The organism is Acinetobacter sp. 479375 (assembly GCF_000581715.1).
Classification (GTDB): domain Bacteria; phylum Pseudomonadota; class Gammaproteobacteria; order Pseudomonadales; family Moraxellaceae; genus Acinetobacter; species Acinetobacter ursingii.
Genome location: NZ_JEZN01000006.1, coordinates 144276 through 167097, shown reverse-complemented (window position 1 = coordinate 167097; position 22822 = coordinate 144276). Strand labels below are relative to the sequence as shown.

Here is a 22822-nt window from a genome sequence, read left to right as displayed (position 1 = left end):
TATTCACATTTTTTTAATTGAAAAATCAACCATATTAGCGAATCACTTACTTATAACAGGCTGCAAAATATCTTGATTTGAAGCTCAATGTTTAGCCACTTTATTTATTTCGCGATCTTTGTCGCAAATACTGCTACAATTGCGCGCTTTCGTCGGATCAAATCCCGATAGACCGGTTTACTTTATTTAGGAGCCTACATGACGGTTCAAACTTTCATTCCTAATGGTGCCAAAGCTGCCTCAGAAAACACTGTCACCCAGCCAGCGCACACCCAAGATGTTTCAATCAAGAAATTGTATATTGAAACTCAAGGGTGTCAGATGAATGAGTATGACAGTCATCGTATGGCAGATCTTTTAGGCGACTCTCATGGCTATGTCCTAACTACAGATCCGAAAGAAGCCGATATTCTACTAATGAATACCTGCTCGATTCGTGAAAAGGCTCAGGAAAAAGTATTTAGTGAGTTAGGGCGCTGGCGCAAGCTTAAAGAACATAATCCTGACCTGATTATTGGGGTTGGGGGCTGTGTTGCGTCTCAGGAAGGCGACAATATTCAAAAACGTGCGCCTTATGTAGACATGATTTTTGGCCCTCAAACATTACACCGTTTACCGCAAATGCTTGATCAACATAATGCTCAAGTAGAAAAACCGAAAAAAGACAAAATCAAACTGGTTGATATTTCTTTCCCAGATATTGAAAAGTTCGACTTTTTACCAGAACCACGCGTAGAAGGCTTTAAAGCATTTGTTTCTATTATGGAAGGCTGTTCTAAATACTGTTCTTTCTGTGTAGTTCCATATACACGCGGTGAAGAAGTGTCACGTCCTTTGGATGACGTACTGGCTGAAATCGCAGGATTGGCTGAAAAAGGTGTCCGTGAAATTTCATTGCTCGGCCAAAACGTCAACGGCTATCGTGGTGAAACTTTCGAAGGTGGAATTTGTACCTTCCCTGAATTGTTACGACTCGTTTCAGAAATTCCGGGCATCGGACGTTTGCGTTATACCACTTCGCATCCACTTGAGTTCTCTGATGACCTGATTCAATGCTACCGAGACTTACCACAAATGGTGTCTCATTTGCATTTGCCTGTACAAAGTGGCTCAAATGCCGTGTTACAAGCGATGAAGCGTAACCACACCATTGATGTGTATATCGAGAAGATTGCAAAACTCCGTAAAATCCGCCCAGACATGCATTTATCCAGCGATTTTATTATTGGCTTCCCGGGTGAAACCGATGAGCATTTTGAAGAAACTTATCAATTTATCAAGGATTTGGATTTCGATCATTCTTATAGTTTTGTCTACTCAAAACGCCCTGGGACACCCGCGGCTGAGCTAGAAGATACGACATCCGAGACAGTCAAAAAAGAGCGTTTAGGCAAAGTTCAACATTGGATCAAGCAGTCTAGTATCCGTAAAACTGATGCCATGTTAGGTACAGTACAACGAGTATTGATTGAAAATGTTTCCGAGAAAAATCCAGATCTTTTAGTCGGGACTGCGGACAATACACGACTGGTTACATTTATCGGAGATCCTTCATGGGTGGGACGCTTCGCAGAGATTGAGATTACCGAGATCAAAACTTTGAATTTAGTTTATGGTGAACTCTTGAATCTTGAGCCTGACGTGGCGTAATGTAAGGGTATTAGAACAAGGCTAGAAAAAGGATAACTCTTTGACTGCAGCGATTCGACGTACCGTTACTTTTCCCGGCGTTTCAATGACCCGTTTAAAAAGCATGTTAGGTGCATACAACGGTCACTTGAAGCAGATTGAACAGCGTTTAGATGTACAAATAACTCATCGTGGTGACGCGTTCTACATCGATGGTGACATTGATGCAGTCGAACGAGCAGAATCACTGCTCCAGCGTCTTTACGATGAATCAGAAATTTCCAGCCAGATTAGTGCCGATATCTTACACCTGATGATTCAGGGCAGTCAGACTGATCGAGAGCTTATGGATGATTCCGAACAGGAACATACAGGTCTGGATAATGTCTGGCTACAAACTCCCAAAGGTCGTATTAACCCTCGTGGTACCAACCAAAAGCGTTATGTGCAGCGTATTTTACAAAGTGACATTTCGTTTGGAATCGGGCCAGCAGGAACAGGTAAAACCTATCTTGCCGTTGCTGCGGCTGTCGACATGCTGGAACGCAATGAAATCCAGCGTATCCTCCTTGTTCGACCTGCCGTTGAAGCAGGTGAAAAACTCGGCTTCTTGCCAGGTGACTTAGCTCAAAAAATCGATCCATATTTGCGTCCTCTTTATGATGCTTTATATGAAATGTTGGGTTTTGAAAAAGTTGCCAAACTGATTGAACGTCAGGTGATCGAAGTTGCACCACTTGCCTATATGCGTGGTCGTACACTGAATCATTCTTTCGTGATTTTGGATGAAGCGCAAAATACCACGCCTGAACAGATGAAGATGTTTCTCACCCGTTTAGGCTTTGGTTCACGTGCTGTCATTACGGGCGATATCACGCAAGTCGATTTACCGCGTGGACAACAATCTGGTTTGGCGCATGCTTTACGTGTACTAGAACCGATTAAAGAAATTCACATTACCCGTTTTCATTCACGTGATGTGGTACGTCATCAACTGGTTCAGAAAATTGTTGAAGCCTATGAAGGCTGGGACTCTGAACAAAATCGCTTAAGTGCAGAAGCACGTGCTGAACGCAAAGCACGTCAAGAAGCCTTGATGAATGAACATGATGCCGCGGCGGATGCCCAGCATCAGGAAGTTTAATATATTCATCAAGTTGTCTATCAACTTACAAAATCAGGGGATTGCCATGCATTCCCCTATTTTTATGAAGGATCAGGTTTGAAGCTTAATCTTAGTTTACAACAAGAATTTAAATCTTCTGATTTAGTCTTGAAGCGTGTTCAACTTAAAAAAGCCATTGAAGTGACATTACGTCATGTGGATATTGACAGTGATTGTGAAATTGGGATTGCCTGTGTCGATCATGAAGAGAGTCATCGTCTAAATCTGGAATATCGCGGTAAAGATAAATCGACCAATGTACTGTCTTTTCCGAGTGATATTCCTGAAGAAGTTTTACCTTTACTGGATGCCCGCCCTTTGGGTGACTTGGTCATTTGTATTCCTGTTGTGCTACAAGAAGCCATTGAGCAATATAAAACAGCACACGATCATTTTATGCATATGCTGGTACATGGTACTTTGCATTTACTGGGTTATGACCATGAACTGAGTGATGAAGACGCAGAAGAAATGGAAGCGCTAGAAATCGAAATTTTAGCTAAGTTGGGATTGGAAAATCCATACTTGGAGCGGTAGCTTTCAGTATTTCAATGAATACGTCTAATGCACTTCAAACTCGGCCTGAGCTGGGTTAAATTTCCATGTTCGGATAATCCGTAATTCGGAAATATCCTTCATTCCTGTATCAAAACGACCAAACGGTGCACCACGGCGTACCGATGCTTTGGCAGCCTCATCCAGTATTGGATGTCCAGAACTCTCGATTAAACGAATCGCGCGAATCCCACCTTGTGCATTCAGCACCACCATGAGTCGAACTTCGCCTGCTAAATTTTGTTGTTTGGCTTCATCTGGATAATAACGATTGCCATACAACTCTACTTTTTCGCGGAACTTATTTAAATAGGCTGCTGATGCATCTTGCTTGGCTTGAATACCATCTACGGTTTTAATCCGTTGCTGTCGGCTAAAGTTCTGCTGACGCTGTAAATATTGCGCCTCAATGCTCGCGACCATGGCTGCTTTAGCTTGAAACTGGCTTTGTAAATCATCCTGTGCTTTTTTTCGCTGGTTTTCTTCGGCCTGTTTTTGCCAGCTTAATACCGTCATCAGCACTTTTTCTTCAAATTTTAGCTCACGTTGTTGCTGAATATGATCAAGGGTTTGTGTTGCAGATTCGCCTGAGCTTTGATCAGGCATGGCTTTGGGCATATCGCTCGACATACGGTGTGAATCATGGAATTTTCCAGATCCTTTTTGATTTGCCTGTGCTAAAAAGTCGGCATGCTCAACCGGATCAGTACTTGGACGGATCGATACCGCAATTTCTTTGGTCGCAGTATCCGATGGCGCAGGCATGGCGAAATGAATCAGCAAAACGAAAATATGCAGCACGATTGCAATCGCAATTGCAGCCAATAAAATAGAATCCTGCCACCAGTGTCGAATCACTGGAAAATAACCTACATTTTTTTTAAACATTGTGTTCAACTAACAAAATATTGCATCCCCACCTGTGAAAACAGGATAAAATAAAACCATTATTCATTTTTAAATAAAAGCGTGACCTACTTCAAAACCAATAACAATAAGGTTTGAAGTTTTAAAAATGTAGCAATTAATTTTGCTAAACTGCAACAAATAAACTCATTTTTTTCATGTTTTAGATTAGATTGTAATTTTGCAATCGACCAAAACAGCTATTTTTTGGACAGCCTTTATGCCAACATTACTGTCATCGATTTCTAAACATTTGCGTCGAGCTTATGAAAAAGCCGAAGAATTTATCGAAGAAGAACGCGAAATTCCAGTTTCACAAGTATTCTTAAATGCCACCTTCAAACGCTATGTAACGGATAATCTCAGTTTTCTGGATGATTTACATGCCGATGTCTACGAGGGTTGGCTACGTTTGTATGCCACGTTACATTTTAAAGGATTGAGTACCACACTTTCGGTCGATTTAAAGTTGATCCAAATGGAGCTCAATAAAGACACCCAACTTCTGGTCTTTGAACAAATTAGCGACACACAGGTTGTTGAAGCCAAATTTAAAAATACCTTACAGAAAATCGCCTTTAATAGTTATGTTTTTTTCTATCACAAAATATTGCGCAAAGATCCGCTCGGCCCGATTCTTGAGCGTTTCGAGGTAGTCAAAGTCAAAGATGAGCTTTTATTTTTAGATTTAAATCGCTGGCTAGGCAAAAACCGTAGTGTGATCGATGCACTTTCCAAAGTTCATGTTAATCATGCACAACTCAGAGAAGCAGAGCTGGTGGTACTGGGCAATGTCAACTTTATGGCACTCTTTAATAAAGGACTGAGTAAACCAAGAGATCAAGAGGATGCTGCCGAAGAAGAGTTAGAACTTGCAGAAACCACGGTCACTCCGATACGACAAAAAAATGAATAAGCTCAGAAACAAAACACGCATAAAGACATTAAATATCAACATAATGAAACAATGCATACGGAAATACTGCGTTTTTCTTCATCACGAAATGTAATACTATCTGGAATGATTGAAGACTTTTTCACTATTTCATTTATGACATCAGGAACTTTCTTATGGCACTTCATGTAACGAAAACCATGACTTTGGCAGCTAGTCTGACCACAGCACTGTTATTTACAGGCTTTTCCAGTCATGCACTCGCCATGAGTCCTTTTAAGGCAAGTTATCAATTTTCCTATAATGGGAAAAATATGGGTTCAGGAACACGAACCTTGAGCCAACAAGGCAATAACTGGACTTATGATTTTTCTGCGAAAGCAGGTGTGATTGCTTCTGCCAGTGAAATTAGTAAATTTAGCTTTAATAATGGGCAAATTAGTTCACAGCAATTTAGCCGTAGCAGTAAGATTTTGGTGCATAACAACACCATGAATATCAATTTCAACCCATCCAGCAAAACCATTAACACTCAAAAAGATGATAAAAAACGCTCATTTGCTTGGAAAGCGGGTGTGCTTGATGAACTCAATGCTGAATTACAAATTCGCGAAGATTTAAAGGGAAATGGTATAAAAGCCACCTACCCAATTGCGGATGCCAAAGGTATTGATACGCGCCGGTTTGTGAAACAAGGGACTGAAAATATCAAAACCCCTTATGGTACGTTCAATACCATTAAAGTCATTATTCAATATGACAATAAACCAGGTCGTAATACCACATTTTGGTTAGCCCCTAAACTGGATTACTTACCTGTGAAAGTCAGTCATGTCGATGAAAAAACTTCTTATGGGCTGCTATTAACAGGTTATTCTGGTAAAACTAACTAAGAATTGTCGATTTTGGCTTGCATTTTTTTGGATGCTTTTTAAAATACGCTTTTGCTGAAAAGGCATCCGCCCTAGAGGATTCTCCCGTGCATGCACTAGAACAGAAAATCTTAACAGAAGGTATCGTTCTATCTGATCAAGTTTTGAAAGTCGACGCTTTCTTAAATCACCAAATTGACCCTGTACTGATGCAGAAAATTGGTAAAGAGTTTGCTGCTCGTTTCAAAGATGCAGGCATCACCAAGATTATTACCATTGAAGCATCTGGTATTGCGCCTGCGATTATGACAGGTCTTGAACTGGGTGTTCCTGTGATTTTTGCACGCAAATATCAATCATTGACTCTAAAAGATGACTTGTACCGTGCCAAAGTATTTTCATTTACCAAACAAACTGAAAGTACCATTGCCATTTCCAATAAACACATCAACTCAAGCGATAAAGCTTTAGTGATTGATGACTTTTTGGCAAATGGTCAGGCTGCTTTAGGTTTGATTGATTTGATTCATCAAGCTCAGGCCGAAATTGTAGGCGTTGGAATTGTGATTGAAAAATCATTCCAGTCTGGTCGTGATCTACTGATCGAAAAAGGTTATCGCGTTGAATCTCTAGCACGAGTTCAATCATTAACCGATGGTAAAGTGACCTTTGTCAAAGAATAATTCGAGCAAAATTCCTTGAATGATCTAAAAGAGCGCTTCGGCGCTTTTTTTTATTTCTGTCAGATTTTAAACAGTATCATTTAACGCTTACTCGCATTTTTCTGCTATTTTCATCATTTCATTTACAACTGCGCTAAACTATTGAGCTATGATTCGGCTAGAATGATTTGAAGAAAAATAGGAAATTGAATTACATGGGTAAAGCGCCAAAAGAAACGGAAACAAAAGTAGTCTGCCCTAAATGTGGTTCGACCGATCTTGAACAACGCAATCATGAACAAGTTTTACAAAAAGCTGGTGGTGTACTTTTAACCTCAGCAGGCGCAGCCGCTGGAACAGTAGGTGGTGCGGCCTCTGGTGCATCGGTAGGTGCGGCTATTGGCACTGTCGCAGGACCTTTAGGAGTGATTGTAGGAGGAACAGTCGGAACCTTTGTCGGTGCGATTAGTGTTGGAATTACGGGTGGTTTTTTAGGTAATCGTTTTGGGAAAAAAGCGGGCGTAATGATCGATAAAAATATTTTTCAGGATTATAAATGCCTAAAATGTGGTTATCGTTTTAAGCAGTAGATTTCTTTCGGAAGTGCTTTTTATTTCTCTGCTACGCAGAAAAAATAAAGAACAGCCCAACCGTTTTGAAAGAAATCTAGCCTTTTGTCGATTTAAAGTTTGTCCATTTAAAATGGCTCGTTTTAAAAATCGATACATCGCGATTGGAATATGATTTAACACAGCGTACCGCTATGATCTGGATTTCAAGATAATTTTAGCGCAACTTCAGCCAAACGCTTGCCCATTGCTTCACACAATATTTTTTCATCCTGACTTAGTTCCTGATCATGTCTTGGGCCACTGACATGACTTGCGCCATAAGGGGTGCCACCTGTTTTCGTATTAGACAGCGCCGCAATCGAATTGGGCAAACCCAAAATTAACATACCGTGATGAAATAAAGGCGGAAGCATGGTCAACAGAGTACTTTCCTGACCACCATGCATAGAACCCGATGCAGTAAATACACACGCAGGCTTGCCATGTAATGCTCCATTTAGCCAAAGGCTGGTGGTTTGATCCCAAAAATACTTCATTTCACTGGCCATATTGCCAAAACGCGTGGGTGAACCCAATGCCAGACCTGAACAATGTGCCAAATCATCTAAAGTACAATAGAGCTCGCCTTCTGCTGGCACACTTGGCTGTGCCTCTGTAACGACTGTAGCCAGTTGCGGCACGGTTCGAATTTTTACTGGCATACCTGCGGCTTCTACGCCATTGGCAATCAAATGTGCCATCTGTTTGGTTGAACCATACTTACTGTAATAAAGGACAAGAATATAAGACTGCATAATTTTAAAATGAGGTATTAAAAACAAAACTATACGATATTTATGGCCTTTTTTGGTTAAGCTTTACGTGGAAAACCTAAAAAGATCAAAAAAATGAGACTTTATTTTTATGCTGAATTTTTTAAAAAAGTTACCTTTTTACGATAAGACATGGTTTCAGTTTATCCTGTTTGTACTGCGTCGTTTTGAAGCAGATCGTTGTCGTGAACATGCAGGGGCGCTGACTTACACCACGTTATTTGCAGTGGTCCCAATGTTGACGGTTTTCTTAGTGATTATCTCATCGATCAAAGCCTTAGAACCTGCTAGACAACAGTTACAGCAACTAATTTATAGTAATTTTTTGCCCAAAAGTACCATTGCCTTTGATCGAATTTTAAATTCATTTACCGAGAAATCCAGTAATTTGACTGTCATCGGAGTGTTATTTCTGTTTGTTACGACCGTGATGATGCTTAGTACCATTGAAACCGCATTTAACCGTATTTGGCGGGTGCGTGAAACTCGTGGTGGCATCGTCGGTTTTATGCGTTATTGGACCATTATTTCACTTGGGCCTATTTTATTAGGAAGTGCCTTCGTCATTTCTTCTGCTGTCGCATCCATGAATATCCTCAGCAATAATTTTGCAGGTTATGAACTCAATGGTGCATTTGTGCTATGGCTAATTTCTTTTGGATTGACGATTATTGGATTTTTCTTTTTATATTGGACGATTCCAAATCGGACGATTCCCATTTATTCGGCCATCATTGCAGCTTGTTTTAGTGCCACACTCTTTGAATTACTCAAAAACATTTTTAGTTTCGCGATGTCTAATTTTACCAGTTATGAACTGGTGTATGGTGCTTTTGCTGCGATCCCCATCTTCTTATTGTGGATTTTTCTTTCATGGAATATTGTGCTTCTTGGCGTTGAAGTCAGTTATGCACTGACCGCCTTTCATTCACAAAAAATTCAGACTCGACACCCTGTGCTCATGCTATTGGATGTACTGGAACTTTTTTATAAAAAACAAAAATTAGGCGAGAGTGTGACGGATCTTGAAGCACTGGATATTATGGGACGTGGTGAAATTGGACGCTGGCCAGGCTATGTGGAAATGCTAGAAAAGCAGAACTTGATCAAACGTACCGATAAAGATGAATATGTTTTAGTTAGAAATTTATCACAAGTCGATTTCTGGTCATTTTATACCGCTTTACCTTTTTCCTTACCGCGTCGTCAGGATGTTGGAAATATTCACCCTGATGATGAATGGATGCAAAAACTAGGGCCTGCCTTGATTGAATCGGATGATTATCTGGCTGCCAAACTGGCTATTCCTCTTTCAACTATTTTTGAAGAGAAATAATAATTTGAAGATATCGTTTGATTTAAAACGGTATCTTCATATTTAGATTTTAAGCCTCTTCGATTGTATCCAACCTGGCAGACTGACCACAATCACACCCAGCAACACCAAAGCCGTTCCAATCAAGAAATTTAGTTCCAGTTTTTCATTGAGCAGGTAAACACCAAATCCCATCCCAAAAATCGGGGTAAGAAATGAAAACACTCCTAAACGTGAAGCCAAATACGTTCTTAATAGCCAGAACCACGCCAGAAAACTCGCAAAAGAAACGACAAATGTATGAAAAATCAGACTCCCCACTGCCAATGGTGTAAAGTGAATCTGAGTTTGCCCTGTAATCCATGCCACAATCATCAATACAATGAAACCACCCAACATTTGATAAAACATGGTTTGGGTAGCAGGTGCTTGGGAAAGTGGCGTCAGACGTATCGAAATGGTCGTTGCAGCCCATGCGATTGCGGCCATAAGTGCTAAACCGTCGCCCCACAAAATTGATTGTGTATCAATTCCCTGCACGGTCTGTGGTCGAATGAAAGTCAAGAGAACTCCCAAAAAAGCAATGCCAATTCCTGACCATTGTAAAATGCTTAAACGTTCAGCGGGAAGTTTCCAGTGCAAACCCAATGCAACAAAAATGGGGGCTGTATAAAGTAATACTACGGTATGCGAAGCATAGGTATGCCGAATGGCTTCAGCGAGTAAAAAGAACTCAAGCGCAAAGAAAAAAGCCACCAATAGCCCTGAGCGCAAATAAACGGGTGCCAAAAGTTGGATATTTCTTTCTCGACACAAAAGTGGTAAGACTAAAACTGCGGCTAGCCCTGAACGTAATGCGATTTGCATGATGGGTGAAATATCAGGAGCAGCCATTTTTAAAATCACTTGCTGTAAGCCCCATATCATGCAGAGCACGACCATGAGACTAGATGCACGAGCATCTAACACCTTCCGATCATCCACCGTCTATTCCTTTATTCAATCAATGAAAATGGACTATAGCGCTGACCTATTTAAATGATATAATTCAAATCAGACAACTTATCACCCAATACAGGCAACTCAACTCAAATATCGCTATGAAAAAAACAGCGCATCTCATCAAAAAATTTTTGGAAATCCCTGCCTGTAATGATATTCCCGCACCGCTCTGGTGTCAGGTGAGAGATGCGCCTGCCGAAACCATTTATCCGCAACATGAACACGCATGGGGAGAATTTATTTACGCTTATCATGGTGTTTTGGAGGTAAATGTCGATTCAATTCATTATTTAACCCCACCGCCTTATGGTTTGTGGCTACCACCGCATTTAAAACATAGCGGACTGAATCGGACAAAAGTGACACATTGTACGGTGTATATTCATGAATCTTTATGTCAGCACATGCCAAAACATGCAGGAATTCTTCTTAGTTCTGCACTGGTTCCTGCGATTATGGAACATCTTAAAAATAATGAAGTGGCACAGACAAGCCCAGATGAACATTTACGGTTATTGTATGTGTTATTAGATCAACTTCAACGTGCTCAAATTGTAGGAAGTTATCTACCTACAACGTCACATCCATTGTTACAGCCTTTACTTGACCATTTAAAACAAAATCCGTCTGATCATCGTTCCTTGGCAGAATTGGCACAACTGGTTAATACCAGCGAGCGAACGTTGGCACGCTATAGTCAAAGTGAACTTGGCATGTCATTACATGAATGGAGACAACGCTTACGCGTCATGCAGGCACTCCCCTTACTTGAACAAGGTCATACGGTAGAAAGTATCGCGCTAGATTTAGGTTATGCCAGTGCGACAGCTTTTATTAATCTATTTAAACGCTGGATGGGCCTTACCCCTGATCAATTTAGAAAAACATTTTCGGCAGGGTAAATGCATTTAATCGTTTTTCAGTAAAGACTGAATAAGACTAGAAAAATTGATCGCAGCTTGGGCATGCGTATTTCGTCGATAAGCAAGAGAGAACCCCACTACGGGTTTAGGTTCAGCCACTTGTAAATACTGTACGCCTTTAATGCCTAATTGCATGGCGGAGGCTGGCACCAATGACACACCCAAGTTTGCAGCTACCAGTGAAACAATCGATACAATTTGTGGGGCACTTTGTCCAATTTTGGGTTCAAGTCCATGACTACGGCATGCATCCAGTACAGCATCATGCAAACCTGCACTGACCGAATGTGCAGCCATAATAAAATTTTCATCTTTTAACAATTTAAGCTGGATGTCTTGTTGCTGATCAATCACATGTTCTAAAGGCATCACTACCACTAGCGGCTCGTACATTAAAGTCTGAATATGAATATCTATAGGCACATGATGGGGTGGACGAATTAAAGCAATATCAAGCTGATCATTCAACAATCGATCAATTAAAACCAAAGAATTTCCTTCTTCTAAACGAAGTTGGACTTTAGGGTATTGCTGCTGAAACAAACGAATACTATGAGGTAAGACTGGATTAAGCATGGCGGTTCCAGTGAAACCCAGACGTAATTGTCCTAATTCACCGTTCGCCATTTGTTGAGCCAAACTCACAGCATCGTCCACTCGCTGTTGAATCGGCTGTACCGCATTCAAAAAAACCTGCCCTGCTGCGGTCAATTCTGCACCATGCGACGAACGATAAAATAACTCTGTTCCAATCTCATCTTCCAGATTTTTGATTTGCATGCTTAAGGGCGGCTGACTAATCCCCAAACGCTGTGCTGCACGAGTAAAACTTTTTTCTTCTGCAACCACCAAAAAATAACGAATATGACGCAGTTCCATATATAAAACATATAGTGATTGATATTTATATATATTAGACAAATAATACTCAGATTGCTATTCTCACCCTGTTGGCAGCTAGGCAAGCACTGCCAACACACTCTCTTCTTTTTAAAAACACTTTGGTTTATTTCATGACGATTCCTTCAACAGTAAGCGAGTCTGAACGCGGTATTGATTCACCTCAAATTATTCATAAGACCAATACTGAACATTGGATTAGCCGTGGCACATCTGCTTACCTGAAAGCAGGACTTGCACTATTTTTACTCGGTTTTGCAAGTTTTTCCATGATTTACTGTGTGCAACCATTATTGCCTGAATTTACCCATACATTTCATATCAGCCCAGGTACCAGTGCGCTTGCCTTGTCACTGACCACTGGATTACTGGCAGTTTCCATTTTATTGTCCAGTGCTTTTTCTCAGGCTTTAGGTCGCAAAGGTCTAATGTTCGTTTCAATGGGCTTAGCCGCACTACTGAATATTTTGTGTGGCTTTGCACCCAATTGGCATATTTTACTCATTGCCCGTGCGGTACAAGGTTTTGTGATCGGAGGTGTTCCCGCTGTTGCAATGGCATGGATTGCTGAGGAAATTCATCCCGCTCATTTGGGTAAAACCATGGGGCTATATATTGCAGGAACTGCGTTTGGTGGCATGATGGGTCGTGTTGGAATGGGTTTACTGACACAATATTTCTCATGGCGTGTTGCGTTGGGGGTATTAGGTGGAATCTGCCTGATCTGCGCTTTAGGATTTTTATGGTTACTTCCTAAATCTCAAAATTTTATTGCACAAAAAGGGATACAGCTTCAGTTTCATTTATCTGCTTGGAAAAATCATTTAAAAAATCCTCGACTGGTTCGTATTTATGCGATCGGTTTTCTCATTACCAGTATTTTTGTCACCTTATTTAATTATGTCACGTTTCGCTTGGCTGCTGCGCCTTATCAACTCAGTCAAACCCAGATCAGTCTCATCTTTTTGTCTTATAGTTTAGGGATGATTTCCTCATCGCTTGCAGGTTCTCTGGTAGACAAATTTGGCAGAAAAATGGCAATGTTGATGGGTTTTGGTTTTATGTTGGCGGGAATTCTGCTCACCCTAAACGCTGGTTTATTTGCGATTATTATTGGAATTGCAGCCATTACCACGGGTTATTTTATTGCACATGCCATTGCCAGCAGCAATGTGGGACTTGAAGCAAAACAGGCCAAAGGGCATGCAACTGCACTGTATTTGTTATTTTATTATTTGGGTTCAAGCATCATTGGTTCAGTAGGGGGATGGTTCTGGCAATACGGCGGTTGGCATGCTGTTGTATATCTGACACTGGCACTGGTTGCTGCGGCCATTTTTATCGTGATGACCGCGCCAAAACCGTTGCAAGCATCATCAAATCAATGATTTGAAAAATTGGAGATCAGATTATGCGAATTTCTCATCTTGATCATTTAGTGCTAACGGTTGCAGATATTGAAGCGACCTGTAACTTTTATCAGCACGTATTAAATTTTGAAGTGATTGAGTTTGGGGAAAACCGTAAAGCGCTTAAGTTTGGTTCTCAAAAAATCAATCTACACCAAGCAGGGCATGAATTTGAACCGAAAGCCGCTTTCCCAACCGAAGGTTCTGCCGATCTTTGCTTTATCAGCGAAACACCGATAGAACACATCATTCAACAGCTAAAACAACTGCATATTGATATCGAACAAGGCCCGATCCAGCGTACAGGTGCAATGGGTGCTATTTTATCGGTCTATATTCGTGACCCAGATCAAAATCTGATTGAGATTTCAAATTATCTTTAAGTAATAAAAAGCCTGCTTCAAATAGCAGGCTTTCGGTATGACCATAAAATTAAGCTTTAACAAAAGTTTCCCAAACAAATTGTTGAGTTTTACCATTGAGCACCATTTTGAGCTGATCACCACGTTCTAGCGGCCCTACGCCTGCGGGTGTTCCAGTCATAACGACATCCCCTGCTTCAATCGTAAATGCTTGACTCATATCACACAGATATTCACCAACACTTAATAGTAAATAGGCTGTATCACCCTGTTGGCGAACCGTATCATTAATATAAAAACGATAGGTCACATGTTTCCAGTCTTCAATTTCACTGACATCGACCCAATCAGCCAATACGCACGCACCATCAAAAGCTTTAGCTCGCTCCCACGGCTGACCTTTATTTTTTAGCTCAGTTTGTAAATCCCGCAACGTCAAATCCAGACCAATCGTGACCGCACCAATCGCAGCCAATGCTTTTGCTGGATCAGTTTCATTCTTGAGTGGCTGATCGATTCTCAAGGTCAATTCACATTCAAAATGACAACCTCCATTCGCTGGATTCAATTCAATTCCATCCTGCAAACCAATCAAGCTACTTGGTGGCTTAATAAATAACACTGGACGATCGGGAATGGCATTGCCGAGTTCTTTGGCATGCTCAGCATAACTTCTACCCACACAAATAATTTTTGATGGTCGTGCGTTCATAAGACTTCCCTTTACATGGCGTTGCGTGTTGATTATTTTTTAAAGGTGTTTTCAAACTGAGTTTGTTGTGTACTGTCGCTAAAGGCACGTTTTGGCACAATCACCACGGTACGATTTTTCAGTTCAATCATATAGGTCAATTTACCTTTGGCAAAATTGACCACTTCACTATACGCGAATTGTTGCTTACGACCATTCGCATAAAGTTCCATACGATCTTGATACAAGTCGATGCCCTGTTCACTTTTACCAAACTGATATTTGACAAACTGACGTTTAAACATCATCGGTAAAAACCAGTAACGCATCAAAATTTGCATCACCAGAAAAAAAGCACCCAATGCGACGTAATAACGTCCAACACCAGAAAATCCGAGATAAAAACCCCAAATGATAATCGCAATACTAATCACGGGCGTAATAAAGCGAGTTAATTGTTTTTTTCCAAACGTCGCAAGTGCAAAGCCGTCTTGAGATTCTTCTAAATTGAGTTGATAACGCAATGAAATGGCGGGTTTCAGTTCTGACATAAAATGTTCAACATAAGCGATGAATTACCCTCAAAATACTACACCAGTTCGACTATTTTATTTAGCGCTTGATCACATTTGATTAAGAATTTAATCCCCCTGACATTGATCAGTATTTACATAAAATGGCTTTTTTTTGAAGCCAAAACGTTTTAAACACTTAAGACTCAATCAAAACAACGATAAGTTTCGAGGATGTTATGCAACGCTTTGCCTATGGATGCGGCATTTTTTTTAGTCTTTTGAGTTATAGCAGCATCATTTCTGCCCAATTTGTCACGTGGAATGAAAACATTCCGAGCAGTCTGGCATTATTTCAACAAAACCCCCAACAACTGGCGGATTTGGCTCAAAACAATATTTTAATTTATGCACAACCTTATACCAAAACCAATGTACCTACCCAAAAGAAAAACCCTCAACCGACCGTTCAGTTTGTCAGTGCAGCCCTTATTGTGCCTGTCAGCACACAGGAGGTTGCCAGAGTATTAACCGATTATAATCATTATGTTGGCTTATTCCCCACGTTAAAATCTGCGAAAATTGAAGAAAAAAACGGTAATACCACGCAGGTAAAATATAAAATTCAAATTCCGACCCCGATTCCAGTGCTCAATTTTAACGAAGATATTTCCATGCAACATCAAATAGGGAATAACAGTATTGCCAGTTTGATTACCGATGCACCTGTACCCTATGGCCTAGGAAAATTTGAATGGTTTAGTTTAGGCCCACAAAAAACGCTGATTACCTTGACGCAATGGGGTGACCTAAATCAGATTAATGGTTTTCTACTTCGCAAAATTTTGTCTGCTGTACCTGATGCAAAACTCGGTATCCCGATTGGCAGTAATGCTTTTATACTTGAGTCTTTACAACGTAAATGGACAAAAACTCAAACCGCGGCACTTGATGCGAATCAATTACCGTCGTTACAACTGACGAGCAATCAAATTAGAAAAATAAGTGAAATAAGCCGAAGTACGGGATATCCAGTGTCTTTTATTCAACCTGCGTCCTCGATCCCTTATCCTCAAGGACGTGAAACAATGCGCTTCACCACAACATATCAGTATTACACAAAAACACCACAGCAACTGCAAAACTGGCTCAATCCTGCGTCTTTTCAAAGTTTATTTCTAAGACAAATCAAAAAAGTGGAATTGAGTTCTCCTGCCCCCCAATTACAGGACGCTAATTTTCGGGTTTCGGTAGGATTAGGAGTTATTAACATTCCATTTGATTTTAAAATGCGTTTTAACCATATCGACTCCAATCAATCACAATATAATGCCATTGGTGGTGATTTACGCTTTGTTAAAGGAGGGATGCAATTACTACCACAGAATAATAATGGCACACTACTTAAAATGACCAGTGCCGCCAAAATTGATGAAAAAGCGCCGTTTTTATTACGCGCAATGCGTAGTTTACCTTATCACGATATGTTGCCCGCAGCCGGTGGCAATGCTGTCTTTAGTCTAAAAATTAAAGAGAAAATGAAATAATTTTGTAAGAAATGCCATTTATGATAAGCACAAAAAAACCACTTAAAAAAGTGGTTTAATTTAACTCATATCGAGTTCAACAAGTTGGTGCGCTCAGAGAGATTCGAACTCCCGACCCCTTAGTTCGTAGCCAAGTGCTCTATCCAGCTGAGCTATGAGCGCGTACTTGATGGAGCGCATTATACGCATTTTTTCTGCATTGATAAGTCTTTTTTCACAAAACTGTCACCAAACGTTTAGTTATTAGGCATTGTTTTAAAATTTATACTGATGAAAGATTATCCTATCATTCTGAGTTCATGATTTATGCTTGGAAGATGAGTTTGATCGATAGGCAAACAAATCGTAAATACGGTTCCTTCGCCCTTTTGCGTTGTCACTTGTACATTTCCACGATTTTTTTCAATGAACTGTAAACACAGCAAGAGTCCTAAACCAGATCCTTTTTCGCCATCCGTACCTTTTTCACTGCGAATCTGCTTTCTCTGATTAAAGTTTTGAAAAGATTCATCTGACATACCAACACCTGTATCACGGACGGTAATTTCGACTTGTCCATTTTGGGTTAAGGCAGATATATAAATTTGACCACCATTCGGTGTAAATTTGAGGGCATTGGAAATAAGATTCTGAAATACCGAAAGCATCATGTTTAAATCGACAAAGCAATATAAATCCTTTTCGATATTACATTCGATCTGAATACTTTTTTTCTGTGCAACTGCCTGAAGAATTTCACAAACATCTGACATCAGTTCTGCCATATTGACAGATTGCGGGTTATAAACAATTGCGCCACCTTCCGACATCGCCCACTGCAATAAATTTTCAAGAAGCTTAAATGTCGCTTGAGCCGTACTGCGCAAATAACCTGCAATATCACGAATGCCCTGTTCATCCAGTGTTTCGATTTCTGTCTCTAGTACATCAGAGAAGCCTAAGATGCCATGAAATGGTGCGCGTAAGTCATGAGCAATAATGGAAAAAAACTTATCTTTACTTGCATTTAAGTATTCTAATTCTTTATTTTTTTGCTGTATTTCAAAATTGGATTTACGTAGCTCAAACTGTTGGACGACTTGCGCTGCTAAAACAGCAAGCGCCTGACACTGATCAGAAGTTAATTGACGTGGTTTAGAATCAAGAACACACAAGGTACCCAGATTAAAACCATCATAGGTTTTTAATGGCGCGCCTGCATAAAAACGAATCCCGAGATCACTTTTCACTGTTGGATTATCATGGAATCTTTCATCAAGCAAAGTATCTTCTATAATAAAGATGTCCTGCTGCAAAATCGCATGGCTACAAATACTGTATTTTCGCTCAACTTCTCCACGCGGTACGCCATAAGAGGATTTAAACCAACTGCGGCTTTCATCGATCAAACTAATAATAGAAACTGGTGCCTCACAAATTTTTGACGCCAACAAAACAAGATCATCTAGACATTGTTCAGCCATGGTATCCAAAATCTGATACTCATTTAAGGCATGCATCCGTCCCAATTCATTTTCAGGCAGTTTTGCTTCAATCATTTTAAGTCTCAGTTATGATCTAGTTCGGTTTTAAAAAAAGCTTAAAACAACTACTATAGTTTGTAACAACCCACCTATAATTATGTATTATTATTGATAATACAACGATTTATACAGCTATCCTATGTATGAAATGCGTAATTAAGATAAATGGTGTATCCTTTTTCCGTATAAATATATCTACGTTTGAACAATTCTATATTTAATGCATTGAAGTTAAGCGTGTAAGTTTTTATCTTTTTAACGCGTTATGATGCGGTTTTACGATGATTGATATAAACGGCTAGAAACAGAAACAGAGTGTCCTTATGGATCTTTCACATTTGCAAATTGATAACCATCCCGTATTTCATACATTCATATAGCTTGATATCTTGTTTTAACTATTTCATCTTGTTGCAACAACACCAAATCATTTCCAAGCAAGTAAATTTTCACAATTCTTTAAAGATTTTCGAGCTTGTTGTTGCTCCGCTAATTTTAAATCCTGAAACTGAGAAAAGACCAGACGCGCAAATCGTGTTTTAAAAGTGGGCTTATGCAATGCGTAATCTGGATAAGAGTGTTTTTGCACTTTTTCCATTTCAATGAAAATCTGATCTTTTTCTGTTAAATCATCTTTTTGAATCACCAAGCAGAATAATGCGCGATAATCTTCATATTGGGCTGGCGAAGGCTGCCAAATTTTATACGCAATCAAACTCAGAACGGAAATGCACAAGACGATTAATATAGGTTTAATCAATGACATGAAATAAATAACAGATCAATTTTATCGATATTATAAAACAAAAAAACCGCAATTAAGCGGTTGATTGTTCAAGTTGGTGCGCTCAGAGAGATTCGAACTCCCGACCCCTTAGTTCGTAGCCAAGTGCTCTATCCAGCTGAGCTATGAGCGCATTACTTGTGTGCCTATATAAAGGCTTCGTTAATTCCGAATACTTGTTAAATTGGTGCGCTCAGAGAGATTCGAACTCCCGACCCCTTAGTTCGTAGCCAAGTGCTCTATCCAGCTGAGCTATGAGCGCATCGTAAGTATTCGTTGGCGGTGAGAGAGGGATTCGAACCCTCGGTACAGTTACCCGTACGCATCCTTAGCAGGGATGTGGTTTAAGCCACTCCCCCATCTCCCCGTAACGAGCCGCCATAATACAAACTTAGCCTGTTAACTGCAAGTCATCACATCTAATTTTTCTTAGTTTTTTATCCAATCAACTATTTTTTAAACAAAATTGCGCGCTAATGAATTAATGAGTGTTTACAGCTTGTTAATATAATGACTATCTTTGCGCTATACCTATGCAAAACTAAATCACATAGACTTGTCATGATGATCATGCAGAATGTTCCTGCATAAGCTATGCTAAACTTATCTTCAAATATGAAGCCAAAAGACATTATGAAAAACTGGGTTGACCCTGAAGCGAAAGCGGAATCTGAACGTTACGATAATCCGATCCCGAGTCGTACGCTTATCTTAAATACACTCGAACAAGTCGACACGCCCCTTTCGCATGCCGAATTGGTCGATCATTTTGAAATCAAAGATCAAAAAAGTATCGATGCTTTAAGTCATCGTTTGAGCGCGATGGTTCGCGACGGTCAAATTGCCAAAGATGGTTTTAAGTTTCAGCTCCTTGGCGATCAACCGACTTTTGATGCAACAGTTTATATTAATAATAAAGGGTTAGGTTCTGCACATATTGATGGGCAAAATGATCTGTTACTGCCTGAGCGCGAGTTACGTTTAGTATTTAATGGCGATCGGGTTAAAGTTCGTCAGACCTCTGTTGACCGTAAAGGCAAAGGCTGGGGTTTTATTACTGAAGTCACACAACATCGCTTGAAACAACTCATTGGTAAAGTAGCAGAACATGAAGGTGAATTTCATATTCAACCTGCTGCACCCAATGCGCATCAGCCGATTCCTTTAGAAAAACAATTGATTGAACATGCCCATGCCAAAGTGGGCGATTATTTGCGGATTGAAATTGACGATTATCCAACCCGCGAAGAATTTGCCACGGGTCATGTGATTCAATCGATGGCAGATAAAGCCGACACTGAGATTATTATTCCTCAGACTATTTTAGAATATGGTCTACCTTATGAGTTTCCAAAAGAAGTCGTTGAGGAAGCAGAACGTTTTAAAGAACCATCGAAAAAAGATATTGAAGGTCGTATCGACTTACGTGATTTGCCATTAGTAACCATTGACGGCGAAGATGCCCGCGATTTTGATGATGCGGTCTATGCTGAAAAACGCGCAGGGGGTGGTTATCGCGTGGTCGTAGCAATTGCGGATGTCAGTCATTATGTCCGTTTGGGCAAACCGCTTGATGATGAAGCGCAAGAACGTGGAACTTCAGTGTATTTCCCTCATTTTGTGTTGCCGATGTTGCCCGAAGCTTTATCCAATGGACTATGTTCGTTAAATCCGCATGTCGATCGTTTATGTATGGTCTGTGATTTAAAACTCTCCCGCGCTGGTCGCGTGATGAGTTATGAATTTTATCCATCAGTGATGCATTCTCAAGCACGTCTGACCTATACACAGGTCGGTCAATATTTTGAAGGTAAAACGGATGCAATTCCTGTCGATAAATCGATTCAAAAATCACTAAATACCTTGTTTCAACTTTATCAAACGCTGAAAGAGCTACGTGCAAAACGTCATGCGATGGAGTTTGAAACTGTTGAAACCTATATGACTTTTGATGAGTTGGGTGGAATTAAGGAAATTTTACCGCGTACTCGAAATGAAGCGCATAAATTGATTGAAGAATGTATGTTGCTTGCCAATGTCGCGGCAGCCGAATATGCATTAGAACATGATATTCCGATGCTGTATCGTGTGCATGAAGCACCCGAATTTTCACGCATTCAAAAAGTCAAAGATTTTGTTAAATTACTAGGTTTACCGTTCCCTGATCAGCCAACACAGGCAGATTATCAACGTGTCATTGAAGCCACCAAAGATCGGATTGATGCACCAAGTATCCATGCAGTGTTATTACGCTCAATGATGCAAGCCTATTACGGCGCTAAAAATGCAGGTCACTATGGTTTGGCGTATGAAGCCTATACGCATTTTACTTCGCCAATTCGTCGTTATCCTGATTTATTGTTGCATCGCTCGATTAAGGCGCATTTACAGCAAAAACCGTATCCTCTTTCTGGTGCAGCACTGGATGACGCAGGTGAACAGTTTTCCAAAACTGAACGCCGTGCAGATGAAGCGTCTCGTAGCGTAACGTCATGGCTGAAATGTCACTATATGCAACAGCATTTGGGTGAAGAATTTATTGGCATTATTAGTGCGGTAACTGAGTTCGGTTTATTTGTCACCTTAAAAGATTTATATGTAGACGGTATGATTCATGTCAGTCATTTGGGTGATGATTTCTTCCTTTACGATCAAGCGAGCCAAAGTCTAGTCGGGCAAAATCGTGGTCAAATCTTTGGTCTAGGTGATGAAGTCAAAATCAAAGTCGCTGCGGTAAATCTGGAAGAACGCAAAATTGATTTTGAGCTGATTCAGCAAATTACCCATGCAGGTCGAATCATTCGGAGTCGTGCGCCACGAACTAGCAAAGCTCAAACCACTGAACAAGTGTTTAATGCGCAAGGTGACAGCGTTGAATCTCATCAACAACCCTCACGCAAGAAAGAGAAATCGAAAAGTAAACCGAGTTCGTATGGTAAGAAGTCAACTAAAAAAGCTGTTGCTCCCGTAGCAGTGAAGACTGAAAAACCGAAGAAAAAAACCAAGCCCAAACGTAAAAGGTCCAATGCCAAAAGCAAATCGGATAGTTAGATAGAACGACCAGTTAATAGAACCAAGGAAGGTCAGTATGGGAAAAGTCATAAGCGGTATGTGTATATCTGTGGATGGTTTCGTTGCTGGTCTGCATATGACCGAAGATAAACCTTTTGGTGAATTACCCAATATTCACCAAAGTTTATGTAAATGGTTATTTGGTCAAGCAGATCAAAACAAAAATGAAATCGCCAGTCTCACGTCTGCGGGCGCGTTTATTATGGGTCGTAATATGTTTGGCCCAACTGGGCCAAAATATAATACGTGGCAAGGCTGGTGGGGTGAAGAACCACCCTATCATGCGCCTGTTTTTGTTCTGACGCATACAGCACGTGACAGCTTGAGTTTACAAGTTGGAACGACTTTTTATTTTGTCACTGATGGAATATTGAGCGCACTTGAACAAGCAAAAAAATTGGCGGGCGATAAAGATGTTGCAATTGCAGGCGGTGCGCATACCGTTAATCAATATCTTAAAGCAGGGCTGATTGATGAGTTGTGGCTACATATCGTTCCCGTCATTGTCGGTCAAGGTCAACGTTTGTTTGAAGAAATGCCAGAGATCAATTTAGAAATATTAGAACAAAGAGGAACAGATTTGGTCACCCATATCAAATATCGCATCCTCAAATAACATTGGTTTTATGGACGTTACTCAGAATGATTGTTGGCCAAAATCAATAAAGCCAAATCATCACTGTGAGAAATCCGCTTAATAAATCTTTAGCCCAG

The 22822-nt window shown here is 40.3% G+C and carries 22 protein-coding genes and 4 tRNA genes; 14 read left to right on the top strand and 12 right to left on the bottom strand.

Translation table 11 applies throughout. The features are described 5' to 3' along the window. The first annotated feature begins 198 nt into the window (after positions 1-198). The 3 genes from miaB (at position 199) to ybeY (ending at position 3331) form a co-directional block, all read left to right on the top strand. Positions 199-1650, top strand: coding sequence for a tRNA (N6-isopentenyl adenosine(37)-C2)-methylthiotransferase MiaB (gene miaB, locus J500_RS07615; protein WP_034698964.1), 1452 nt, complete (start codon positions 199-201; stop codon positions 1648-1650). A gap of 40 nt (positions 1651-1690) precedes the next feature. Continuing rightward, positions 1691-2773: a PhoH family protein gene (locus J500_RS07610; protein WP_004985450.1), complete on the top strand. Its 1083-nt coding sequence runs from the start codon at positions 1691-1693 to the stop codon at positions 2771-2773. Positions 2774-2851: 78 nt separating this feature from the next. Then, entirely contained in the window at positions 2852-3331 is a 480-nt protein-coding gene (ybeY, locus tag J500_RS07605; protein WP_034698961.1) for an rRNA maturation RNase YbeY, read from the top strand. A 24-nt stretch (positions 3332-3355) separates the two neighbouring features. On the opposite strand, the gene J500_RS07600 is transcribed toward ybeY, so the two are convergent. Next, positions 3356-4237, bottom strand: coding sequence for an energy transducer TonB (locus tag J500_RS07600; RefSeq protein ID WP_034698958.1), 882 nt, complete (start codon positions 4235-4237; stop codon positions 3356-3358). Positions 4238-4475: 238 nt separating this feature from the next. On the opposite strand from J500_RS07600, the gene J500_RS07595 reads away from it, so the two are divergent. The 4 genes from J500_RS07595 (at position 4476) to J500_RS07580 (ending at position 7274) form a co-directional block, all read left to right on the top strand. Continuing rightward, positions 4476-5171 carry a hypothetical protein gene (locus J500_RS07595; protein WP_005002076.1) on the top strand — a complete coding sequence of 232 codons (696 nt, stop codon included), beginning with the start codon at positions 4476-4478 and terminating at the stop codon, positions 5169-5171. A 155-nt stretch (positions 5172-5326) separates the two neighbouring features. After that, entirely contained in the window at positions 5327-6043 is a 717-nt protein-coding gene (locus tag J500_RS07590; protein WP_004985435.1) for a DUF3108 domain-containing protein, read from the top strand. Positions 6044-6129: 86 nt separating this feature from the next. Then, entirely contained in the window at positions 6130-6705 is a 576-nt protein-coding gene (locus tag J500_RS07585) for a xanthine phosphoribosyltransferase (RefSeq protein WP_004985432.1), read from the top strand. 194 nt (positions 6706-6899) lie between these two features. Then, positions 6900-7274, top strand: coding sequence for a hypothetical protein (locus J500_RS07580; protein WP_034698956.1), 375 nt, complete (start codon positions 6900-6902; stop codon positions 7272-7274). Between the two features lie 185 nt (positions 7275-7459). Here J500_RS07580 and wrbA read toward each other — a convergent pair whose 3' ends face one another. Next, the gene (wrbA, locus tag J500_RS07575) at positions 7460-8050 is read right to left on the bottom strand and encodes an NAD(P)H:quinone oxidoreductase (RefSeq protein WP_004995064.1); all 591 of its coding nucleotides are present in this window, start codon (positions 8048-8050) and stop codon (positions 7460-7462) included. A gap of 109 nt (positions 8051-8159) precedes the next feature. Between wrbA and J500_RS07570 the strand changes: the two genes are divergently transcribed. After that, entirely contained in the window at positions 8160-9404 is a 1245-nt protein-coding gene (locus tag J500_RS07570; protein WP_004985425.1) for a YhjD/YihY/BrkB family envelope integrity protein, read from the top strand. Positions 9405-9446: 42 nt separating this feature from the next. Here J500_RS07570 and J500_RS07565 read toward each other — a convergent pair whose 3' ends face one another. Further along, positions 9447-10367 carry a DMT family transporter gene (locus J500_RS07565; RefSeq protein ID WP_004995065.1) on the bottom strand — a complete coding sequence of 307 codons (921 nt, stop codon included), beginning with the start codon at positions 10365-10367 and terminating at the stop codon, positions 9447-9449. A gap of 116 nt (positions 10368-10483) precedes the next feature. Here J500_RS07565 and J500_RS07560 point away from each other — a divergent pair, with 116 nt between their 5' ends. After that, positions 10484-11287: an AraC family transcriptional regulator gene (locus J500_RS07560; RefSeq protein WP_004995068.1), complete on the top strand. Its 804-nt coding sequence runs from the start codon at positions 10484-10486 to the stop codon at positions 11285-11287. Between the two features lie 6 nt (positions 11288-11293). On the opposite strand, the gene J500_RS07555 is transcribed toward J500_RS07560, so the two are convergent. Further along, positions 11294-12187: a LysR family transcriptional regulator gene (locus J500_RS07555; RefSeq protein WP_004995071.1), complete on the bottom strand. Its 894-nt coding sequence runs from the start codon at positions 12185-12187 to the stop codon at positions 11294-11296. 134 nt (positions 12188-12321) lie between these two features. Between J500_RS07555 and J500_RS07550 the strand changes: the two genes are divergently transcribed. Next, positions 12322-13596 (top strand): MFS transporter, encoded by a 1275-nt coding sequence (locus J500_RS07550; RefSeq protein WP_004995073.1) that lies wholly within the window; start codon positions 12322-12324, stop codon positions 13594-13596. A gap of 23 nt (positions 13597-13619) precedes the next feature. Beyond that, a complete protein-coding gene (locus J500_RS07545) occupies positions 13620-14000 on the top strand; it encodes a VOC family protein (protein WP_004995074.1) in 381 nt (126 codons plus the stop codon). 49 nt (positions 14001-14049) lie between these two features. Here J500_RS07545 and J500_RS07540 read toward each other — a convergent pair whose 3' ends face one another. Both J500_RS07540 and J500_RS07535 read right to left on the bottom strand, forming a co-directional pair. Further along, the gene (locus J500_RS07540) at positions 14050-14691 is read right to left on the bottom strand and encodes a fumarylacetoacetate hydrolase family protein (protein ID WP_034698952.1); all 642 of its coding nucleotides are present in this window, start codon (positions 14689-14691) and stop codon (positions 14050-14052) included. 32 nt (positions 14692-14723) lie between these two features. Continuing rightward, on the bottom strand, positions 14724-15221 hold the full coding sequence (locus tag J500_RS07535; protein ID WP_004985404.1) for a YcxB family protein: 498 nt from the start codon (positions 15219-15221) through the stop codon (positions 14724-14726). Positions 15222-15421: 200 nt separating this feature from the next. Between J500_RS07535 and J500_RS07530 the strand changes: the two genes are divergently transcribed. After that, positions 15422-16729, top strand: a complete 1308-nt coding sequence (locus J500_RS07530) for a hypothetical protein (protein ID WP_004995080.1) — start codon at positions 15422-15424, stop codon at positions 16727-16729. A gap of 85 nt (positions 16730-16814) precedes the next feature. Here the strand turns inward: J500_RS07530 and J500_RS07525 are convergent. From J500_RS07525 to J500_RS07500, 6 genes are all read right to left on the bottom strand, one after another. Then, positions 16815-16891: transfer RNA gene (locus tag J500_RS07525), tRNA-Arg, on the bottom strand. Between the two features lie 116 nt (positions 16892-17007). Further along, positions 17008-18267 (bottom strand): GAF domain-containing sensor histidine kinase, encoded by a 1260-nt coding sequence (locus J500_RS07520; RefSeq protein ID WP_004995083.1) that lies wholly within the window; start codon positions 18265-18267, stop codon positions 17008-17010. A gap of 412 nt (positions 18268-18679) precedes the next feature. Further along, on the bottom strand, positions 18680-19018 hold the full coding sequence (locus J500_RS07515; protein ID WP_004995085.1) for a hypothetical protein: 339 nt from the start codon (positions 19016-19018) through the stop codon (positions 18680-18682). Between the two features lie 74 nt (positions 19019-19092). Next, positions 19093-19169: transfer RNA gene (locus tag J500_RS07510), tRNA-Arg, on the bottom strand. A gap of 52 nt (positions 19170-19221) precedes the next feature. Then, positions 19222-19298, bottom strand: a tRNA-Arg gene (locus tag J500_RS07505). A gap of 15 nt (positions 19299-19313) precedes the next feature. Next, a tRNA-Ser gene (locus tag J500_RS07500) sits at positions 19314-19403 on the bottom strand. Positions 19404-19666: 263 nt separating this feature from the next. On the opposite strand from J500_RS07500, the gene rnr reads away from it, so the two are divergent. Both rnr and J500_RS07490 read left to right on the top strand, forming a co-directional pair. Next, a complete protein-coding gene (gene rnr, locus J500_RS07495; RefSeq protein ID WP_201686718.1) occupies positions 19667-22087 on the top strand; it encodes a ribonuclease R in 2421 nt (806 codons plus the stop codon). 37 nt (positions 22088-22124) lie between these two features. Then, a complete protein-coding gene (locus J500_RS07490; protein ID WP_004995089.1) occupies positions 22125-22724 on the top strand; it encodes a dihydrofolate reductase family protein in 600 nt (199 codons plus the stop codon). The last annotated feature ends 98 nt before the right edge of the window (positions 22725-22822 follow it).